This window comes from Limibacillus sp. (assembly GCA_037379885.1).
Lineage (GTDB): Bacteria > Pseudomonadota > Alphaproteobacteria > Kiloniellales > CECT-8803 > JARRJC01.
In genome coordinates, this window is record JARRJC010000060.1 from 1 (window position 1) to 8,807 (window position 8,807).

Here is an 8,807-nt window from a genome sequence, read left to right on the forward strand (position 1 = left end):
CCAGATCGATCAGCCGCTGATTGCTGCGCCAGGCTTCGTCGGTGTAGAAGCCCCAGGCTGCCGCTATCCCGCCGGTGGTGACGAGGGTCACCTTATGGCCCGCCGACCGGCAAAGCTCCGCCAGGACCGCCGCCATGTAGTAGCGGTCGTCATCGAAGATCACGACGGGCCCCGCCGGCAGCACCTCGATCCCCTTGTCCATCAGATCGTCGGGCGTCACCACCGCGTCCCTCTCGAAACTTGCGACCGGCTCGAAGTGATGCCGCCCCACGCCGTTCCTGCGCCAGCGGGCGCCGGTCGCGACCGCGACCTGCGGAGCGCCGAACCCCAGCACCTCCTCCGCGGTCATGGCGCTCTCCAGGTAGAGCGAGAGGTTGGGCAGGTCGTTCGCCAGCTGCAGGCGGTGGTCGCGCACCCGCGCCCAGGCCGAGAGCCCCGGAAGTCGGCTTTCCCGGCTGACGCGGCCGCCCAGTTCGCTGCCCGCTTCGGCCAGGGTCACCTCATAGCCGCGCCGCGCCAGCGCCACCGCCGCCTCCAGTCCCGCCGGGCCGCCGCCCACCACCAGCACCCGGTCGTCGGAACCCTTGGGCGCGATCTTCTCAGGATGCCAGCCGCGCCGCCACTCCTCACCCATCGTGGGGTTCTGGGTGCAGCGGATGGGCGTGCCGCGCGTGTCGCTCGAATAGCAGATGTTGCAGCCGATGCATTCGCGGATCTCGTCCAGGCGCCCCTCCTCGATCTTTTTGGGCAGGAAGGGATCGGCGATGGAAGGCCGCGCCGCGCCGATGAAGTCCAGCACCCCCTTGTTCACGTTGCGCAGCATGGCGTCGGGCGAAGTGAAGCGCCCCACGCCCACGACCGGCTTGCCGGTCAGCTCGCGCACACCGGCCACCAGTTCCTCCTGCGCCGCCTCCTCGATGAAGCGGGAGTTGCCCATCTCAACGGAGTAGTCGTCGACCAGCACGTCCCAGATGTCGGCCAGGGGCCCGAGGGTCGCGAGAGTCTCGCGCAGTTCCTCCGGCTCGATCAGTCCGCCGCCGAGGCTGTCCGCCGTGATCCGCACGGCCAGGGCCTTGTCGGGGCCGATGGCCTCGCGCGTCTCCTCCATGATCTCGCGCACCAGACGCATGCGGTTCTCCAGGCTTCCGCCGTACTCGTCGCTGCGCTGGTTGGTGATGGGGGAGAGGACATTGTTCAGGAGATAGCCGTGCGTGGCGTAGACGTAGACGATGTCGAAGCCCGCCTCCACGGCGCGCTTGGCGGCCGCCCGGTGCCAAGCCCGCAGCTCCTTGATGCCCGCCTTGTCCAGGACCGCGCTTTGGATCGGATCGACACGGGCCGACTGGGACATGATGTCGTAGCCGACCTCGCGGGAGGCGAGATTGGCCGAGGAGCTGCCGCCGTACCACAACTCCACGCCCGCCAGCGCGCCGCCCTCGTGGACCGCGTCGGTCATCAGCGCATTGGCCCGCACATCGCCCTCGTCCCAGAGGGAGGCGTAAGGATAGGGCAAATCGTCCGAACTGGGATGGATGGAGCAATACTCGGTGCAGACCACGGCCCAGCCGCCCGCCGCCTTCATGCCCCGCATGGCGGCCAGCGTCTTGGGCCAGCCGCGCCCCATCCCGGTGCAGTGCGGTACTTGATAGAAGCGGTTGCGCGCGGTCAGCGGCCCGATCTTCTGGGGTTCGAAGAGGATATCGTATCGAGGGTCCCGGCTCATTCTCTGCAATTCCTAGTTGGCTTTGGTACTCGAAAAACTCCTCAGCAGGCCGAGCAGCAGGAACCCGCCCGCCGCCGCCGCCAAGACCTGGGGAAAGCCCTGTGGCCCGATCAGGTCCATGGCCGAACCCGCCAGGGGCGGCCCGGTCATGCTGCCCAGGCAATAGAGCATCACGAAGAGGCCATTGGCCTGAGGCAACTGCCCGCCCTTGAAGCGGTGACCCATCATGGCGAGCGCCACGGTGTAGAGCCCGACGAAGACGCCGCCCCAGACGAAGACCAGCAGCCAGACCGACCAGCCCTCGCCGATCAAGCCCGGCAGGGCAAGCGCGCCGATCAAGCCGACGAACCCGCAGACCAGCAGCAGCACGCGCCGGTTCATCCGGTCCGACAGCAGGCCCAGCGGGACCTGCAGCGCAACCGTGCCGGCGATGGTGACCGACAGCAAGAGCACCCCGGCGTCCTGACCCAGTCCGCTGCGCAGCGCATAGATCGGCAGGAAGGACAGCACGGCGGCGTCCATCAGGCCCGAACAGAAAGCAGCGGCGAAGACCGTCGGCGCGGCCACCAGCATGGTCCAGCGGCTGGCCCCATGGCTGAGCTCGATCTCCGGCACGCAGCCGCGCGCGGCCAGAAGCGGCAGGGCCGCCATCAGGATGAAACCCGCGACGATGACGAAAGGCGTGAAACCCTCCAGCGGAATGAAGGTGAGCATCAGGGGCCCGAGGCAGAATCCCAACCCGAGCTGCGTTGCGTAGAGCCCGGCCATCAGGCCGCGTCGTTTCTCCTCCGAAACGGCGTTCAGCCAGGTCTCGCTCACCACCCAGTGGACCGACATGCCGAGCCCGACCAGGAAGCGCAGCAGGAACCAGGCCTCGATCTGCGGGAAGACCGGCATCAGCAGGAAGCAGACCACGATCACGGCGATGCCGCCGAGCATGGCGGTGATCGTCTTCACCCGGCGCAGCAGATGAGGCAGCAGCCAGGCCATCAGAAGCGTGGCCAGGATCGGCATGGCGGAGTTCAGCCCGATCACCGTCGAGGAGTGCCCCTGCTTCTCCAGGATCAGGGCGATCATGGGGATGGTCGTGCCGAAGGTGATGCCCGCCGCCAGGATCGAAGCGAAGAGCGCCACCAGGCCTCTGATGCGCTGCGCCTGGGTGAGGGTCGAGGCGGCCTTGGCCTCGATCGGCGGATAGGCGGCCAGATCGTGCGGCATGGGATCGCTCATGACGCCGCCTCCCCGCCCCGCGCCAGCGCGTCGAGCGCCAGGAATCCCTCCGCCCCAACCCTGAGCGGATTGACGTCCAACTCCTTCAGGTCCGGCCCCAGCGCGGCCACGCCCGCCGAGAAGCGTGCCAGGGCGTCCGACAGGGCGTCCAAGTCGGCGGCCGCGCGGCCGCGCAGACCGGCAAGACGCCCATAGACCCTCAGTCGCGCGAGCCCGCGCCGCGCCGTTTGCGCATCGAAGGGCGCCAAGAGAAACACTGCATCCCCCTCGCTCTCCACGGCGATGCCGCCGGACGCCAGGACGACCAGAGACCCGAAGCCCTCCTCCCAGAGCGCACCGACGGCCAGCTCCTCGCCCGGCGGCGCCTCCTTCGCGAGCAGCACGGCCGGGCCCAAGCGGGAGGAGAGGTCTTCATAGGCCGTACGCAGGGCCGCCAGGGTTCCAATGCCCAGACGTACACCGTCTGCTTCCGTCTTGTGGGCGATCCCCGGCGCAGCCGTCTTCAAGACAAGAGGGTAGCCCAGCGCCTCCGCCGCGGCCTCGACCTCCTGCCAGCTTTCCGCTGTACGTCTGACGGCGGCGGGCAGCCCCAAGGCCGCCACCATCGACAAGGCGTCATCTTCGCTGAGAGCGCCCTGGGAAAGGCGCTGGCGCCATTGCGAAACCAGGGACTCCTCCGGTCCCTGGGGCGGGGTCATGGGCCCGCGCGCCTGGAAGTCGCGCCAGGCGAAGAACTGCGCAGCCGCCTTCATGGACCACCAGTCGCCGTCCAGAACCGGATACCCCTTCGCCGCAAGCCGCCGGTCGCCGGGATCATGGCCCGTGCCATGGCGCGGCGTGACGATGGCGAAGGGCTTTTCGCTGCGGTCCGCCGCCGCCTCGAAGGCCGCTACATAGGCCGGGTCCAGAATACCCGCGCCCTCCCGGTCGAAGCAGAAGTAGACCAGCCCCACGGCGGGGTCTTCGGCGAGAGCCACCATGCTCTCGGTGAAGATCGTCTGGAAGTCCCGGCCCGTGCCCCAGGCGTCGAGCGGGTTGGTCGGCAGAAGGCCGGGGTCGAGGAGTGCGGCCAACCGCGCCTCGGTCTCCTCCGATACCACCGCATAGGGCACGCCCGCCCGCTCGGCGAGGTCGACATAGAGCCCCCGCTCGCCACCGGAGTCATGCAGCGAAGCCAGCCCGCCGGGCGCAGCTTTGCGCGGCTGGCTCACCAGTTGCAGCGTCGTCGCCATCTCATCCAGGGAGTCGACGCGGATCACGCCATAACGCTCGAAAAGCGCCTGATAGACGCCGTCGCTGCCCGCGATCGCGCCGGAATGGCTGAACGCGAGCTCCGCGCTGCGGGCGTTGCGCCCGACCTTCAGCGCCACGACCGGTATGCCGCGCGCCGCCGCCTTCTCCAGCGCCCGCGCGAAGTCCTGCGGCTTGCGGGCGCTTTCCATGAAGAGAGCGATGGCCCTGGTGTCGCTGCGCGACAGCGCATAGTCCATGTAGTCGGCCAGGCCGGTCACCAGCTCGTTGCCCGCCGAGATCACGAGATTGAAGCCGATCCGCTCTTCGCAGTCGGCCAGGGCCGAGACGACCGAGCCGGAATGGGTGATCAGCGCCACGCCGCCCTTCAGGATGGTCTGCGAGCCCCTGAAGCCACAGACCGCGACCCCTTCGGCGTAGTTGTAGAACCCCATGCCATTGGACCCGCAGAGCTCGACCCCGGCCTCCTGACAGCGCGCCCGGATCCGCTCATTGAGCGGCGGGTCGCGGTCATCGGGCAGAAGGCCACTGGCGAAGATGGTGAGCGCGCGCACCCCTCGATCGATGGCGGCGGCAACCGCTTCTTCAAGGGCGGCGTTGGGCAGGCAAAGCACCGCGAGGTCGGGCGCTTCCGGCAGGCCCGCCAGGTCCGGATAGCAGCGCTGTCCCTCCAGCTCCTCATAGTTGGGATTGACCGGATAGATGCTTCCGCTGAAGACCCTCATGAGCTGGGCCAGGGTCAAGTGACCCACGCTGCCCTCTCGCGCCGAAGCGCCCACCACCGCGACGCTGCGCGGGGTGAGCAGCGGGGCCAGCCGATGCCGGGTGGCGTGGTCCTGGGAGGCGGTGGCGTAGGGCATGGCGGCGAAGCGCCCTTCTCGCAAGATGTTGAGCTGTTCTAGGCGCTTAAGCGCGGCGGTGGGCGGGCTGATAAAAGCGCGGCTCCACCACCGTGACCTTGGCGTCCACCTTACCGCTGGTGATCTCCTTCATATAGTAGATCTCGGCATTCAACTGGGTGCCCGGCGCGGCGTAGCGCGCCTCCACGGTCGCCAACGCGATATTGCGCTTTTGGATTGGCGACCAGGTTGCCGAGGTGACCTGACCGACCTCACGCCGTCCGGCATAGAGATAGGCGCCGTCGGCCGGCTTGCGGCCCTGGATGTCCAGGCCCACCAGACGCCGTTTCGGACCGCCCTTTTCCTTTTCCGCGATCAGCGCGCGCTTGCCGGTGAAGTGCTCTTTCTTCAGATCCACGGCCCAATCCAGCGCCAGGCCGAAGGGGCTGCGCATCTGGGATTCCCTGACGGCGTGATTGGCGGCCACGTACTCCACGTTGACCAGGACATGCCCGGCCTCGATCCGCGCGCGGTTCAGCGCCTGTCCGCCGATGGGTTTCACGTAGCGCCGCTTCTCCTCGTCCATCAGGCGGTCCCAGAGGGCGAGCGCATGCTCCGGTTCGACCCAGATCTCATAGCCCAGATCGCCGGTGAAGCCGGTCCGCGTGACCGTCACCCCCGCGCCGTCGAGATCGAAACGCCCGAGCCCGAAGAAGGGCAGCGCCGCCGCCTCGCCCAGCCCGATATCCTCCAGCAGCTTGCGCGACAGCGGCCCCTGTAGCGCCAGGCCCGCGAAGTCCTGTGAGACATCCTCGACCTTGGCGTCGAAGCCCCAGGCGGAGGCTTCGAAGAAGTTCAACTGGTATTCCGCGCAGTTGACGATGAAGTCGTTCTCGGTGAAGCGGAAGATCGTGCCTTCCTCGATCACGCGCCCCTTGCCGTCGCACCAGGGGCTGTAGGCCGCCCGGCCCGGTTTCAGCTTGGCGATGTCGCGGGTCATGATCCGGTTGACCACTCGCCCTGCATCCTTCCCGGAGATGCGGTACTTGATCATCGGGGAGACGTCGTAGAGCGAGCAGCCCGTGCGGATCGCGAAGTATTCCTCGTCCTCGGAATAGAACAGAGAGGGGCTCTTGTAGCCCTGCCAGCGCTCCCACCCGTTGGCGAGGTTCAGCGCCTCCAGCCGCGGGTGGAAGGGTGTGGTCTTGAGGAAATGCTGGTCGTTCATGCCCGGCCTCCTTTCGCCGCGCCAAGGGCCTCGGTGACGGCGTTGGCCCCGGCGGCGCCCCCCAAACCGCCCCCCGGATGGGAACTGGAGCCGGAGAGATAGCAGCCCTCCACCGGCGTGCGGTACTGGGCCAGACCCGGAACGGGCCGCAGCATGTAGACCTGATCGAGACCTAGTTCCAGGTGGTGCCAGTGCCCGCCTGGCGCGCCGAGCTCCTCTCCGATCCGATCGGGGGAGATCAACTCCGCCTCTTCCACCAGACCGGAGAAGCCGGGCAGACGGGCGTCCAGTCCCGCCAGAACACGATCGCGCAGGGCAGGGCCCGCCGCCGTCCAATCCTGGCCGCGCAGTTCGCTTGTGCAGGCCTGGAGCGTCGCCTGAAGCCGGTAGCCCTCGCCGCTTTTGGTGACGAGCGCCTCGAAGGGCGGCAGCTCCGCCACCTCGCCGTACTTGGTTGCGTTGTGCGCCTCCTCCACCTCCGCGATGGAGGGGGCATGGATCAGGCGGGTCTGGCCGAGGCGCCCCTCGCCCACGCCCAATTCCGGCGCGGCGGAGAGCTTGGCGACCAAGGCGGCGTTTGCGCCCTTGCCCCGGGCAAAGCGCAGGTTGCGGACCATGTCGGCGTCCAGATGCTCGACGCCCAGAAGGTCCAGGCAGGACCGCCGCAGATGCAAGCTGGAAAGCACCAGGGACGCGGAGAGTGTCTCGCCGCCTTCCAATTCGACGCCCCGGGCCTTGTCGCCCTCCACCAGAATGCGGGCCGCCGGGGTGTCGGCGCGCAGCGTGACGCCCAGCGCCGCCGCCTTTCGCACCAGCGCGCGGACCAGCGCTTGCGGGCCGCCCTTGGGCCGCAGCGGCGCGCCGTCCTCCGGGTCGTTGACGCTGGCCCAGCGCAGCAGAAGCGTGAAGACCGTGTTGGGCGAGCGCGGGCCGAAGAGATTGCCGAGAACGGAATCGAGAGAATAGAGGCCCTGGACCGCATCGCCTTCGAAAACTTCCTCCAACAGGTCGGCGGCGTTCATGGCGATGATGCGCAAGAGGTCCCGCATGTCCGCCTTGCCGAGACGGCGCAGGGTGAAGCCCAGACGCCCCAGTTCCATCTTATCGTCCCAGCCGTTCTTGCCGATCTTGGGAGGACGCCGTTCCAGGAAGGGCGAAAGCGCGCCCGAAAGCCGGGTCAGCCGTGCGTGGAAGGCGCCCAGGCGCTCTGCGTCCCGCTCCGAAAAGCGCCCCAGCGCCGTGCGGCAGGCGACCGGATCGTTTGCGGGCAGCAGGAGGGAGCCGCCGTCGGGCAAGAAAGAGAGCTGATCCAACGGCTCGCTTTCCACCTGCAGGTCCAGCCGTTTGGCCAAGGCGGCGCTCAAGGGCTTTCCGAAAAGGGCGAGACCGGGCTCGGCGCTCTGCCCGTCCGGCGAGACGCGGGCGGCCATGCCGCCAAAGCGGTCGCTCGCCTCCAGCAGCAAAGTGCGCTTGCCCGCCTTTTGCAGAAGGCAGGCCGAGACGAGGCCGTTGATCCCGCCGCCGATGACGATTGCGTCGAAGGAGCTCTCAGCCATCACGCGGCCCTCCCCTTGCCGAGATCGCGCAGCAGTTCGCGCGCCGCGTTCGCGCCCGGCGCGCCCATGACGCCGCCGCCCGGATGGTTGGAAGAGCCGCTCATGTAGAGCCCTTCGACCGGCGCGCGGTATTGGGCGTAGCCGGGGATCGGGCGGTTGAAGAGCAACTGGTCGAGCGTCAGCTCGCCCTGGAAGATGTTGCCCTCGGTCAGACCGACTTCGTTCTCCAGGTCCCAAGGGGAGCGCACCCAGCAATCCAGCATGATGTCCCTTATGTTCGGGCAGTGACGCTCGATGGTCTTGATCACGGTCTCCCCAAAGGCGTCGCGCTTTTCGGCCGTCCAGGGGCCGTCGGCCAGGAAGGGCGGCACGTACTGGACGAAGACGCTCATGTAGTGCTGTCCAGGCGGGGCCATGGTGGGATCCAGGGTCGAAGGCAGCACGATGTCCAGGAAGGGCTCGCGCGACCATTCCCCGCGCTTCCAGTCGTCGTAGCCGCGCTCCATATAGTCCATCTCGCCTCCAACGATGATGCCGCCGCGCTGGAGCATGGGCTCGTCCTTGATGGCGGTGAACTCCGGCATGGCGTCGAGCGCGATGTTGAGCTTGCCGCTGGAACCGCGGATCTTGAAGTTCTTCACCTGCTCGACGAAGTCGTCCTCAAGCGCCTCTCTGGGCACCAGCTTCAGGAAGGTGCGGCGGAAGTCGAGGTTGGAGACCACTTTCTTCGCGCGAACCTCCTCACCGCTCGCCAGCACCACGCCCGCGACCCGCCCGTTCTCCAGCAGCACCTCGGCGACCTCGGCGTCGGTGCGGATCTCCGCACCGTGATGCTGGGCCGCGCCGGCAAGCGCCTTGCTGACCGCCCCCATGCCGCCGACGGCAAAGCCCCAGGCGCCGACGTGGCCGTCCAGCTCGCCCATGACGTGGTGCAAAAGGACATAGGCGCTGCCCGGCGAATAGGGACCCAGCGCCGTCCC

General features: G+C 68.1%; 6 protein-coding genes. All 6 read right to left on the bottom strand.

Annotation, left to right across the window (positions count from 1 at the left end; genetic code table 11):
* A partial coding sequence (locus tag P8X75_13340) for an NAD(P)-binding protein (protein MEJ1996164.1) occupies window positions 1-1,723 on the bottom strand: 1,723 nt, incomplete at its 3' end.
* A 12-nt stretch (window positions 1,724-1,735) separates the two neighbouring features.
* On the bottom strand, window positions 1,736-2,953 hold the full coding sequence (locus P8X75_13345; protein ID MEJ1996165.1) for an MFS transporter: 1,218 nt from the start codon (window positions 2,951-2,953) through the stop codon (window positions 1,736-1,738).
* Window positions 2,950-5,064, bottom strand: coding sequence for an acetate--CoA ligase family protein (locus tag P8X75_13350; protein ID MEJ1996166.1), 2,115 nt, complete (start codon window positions 5,062-5,064; stop codon window positions 2,950-2,952). Before P8X75_13350 ends, P8X75_13345 begins: the two co-directional genes overlap by 4 nt.
* 46 nt (window positions 5,065-5,110) lie before the next feature.
* Complete coding sequence (locus tag P8X75_13355) at window positions 5,111-6,271, bottom strand: aminomethyltransferase family protein (GenBank protein ID MEJ1996167.1); 1,161 nt, start codon at window positions 6,269-6,271, stop codon at window positions 5,111-5,113.
* A complete protein-coding gene (locus tag P8X75_13360; protein MEJ1996168.1) occupies window positions 6,268-7,827 on the bottom strand; it encodes an NAD(P)/FAD-dependent oxidoreductase in 1,560 nt (519 codons plus the stop codon). The genes P8X75_13355 and P8X75_13360 overlap by 4 nt, the downstream gene beginning before the upstream one ends.
* Window positions 7,827-8,807, bottom strand: a 981-nt coding sequence (locus P8X75_13365) for an NAD(P)/FAD-dependent oxidoreductase (GenBank protein MEJ1996169.1), incomplete at its 5' end; no start/stop codon positions are given. The genes P8X75_13360 and P8X75_13365, both read right to left, overlap by 1 nt.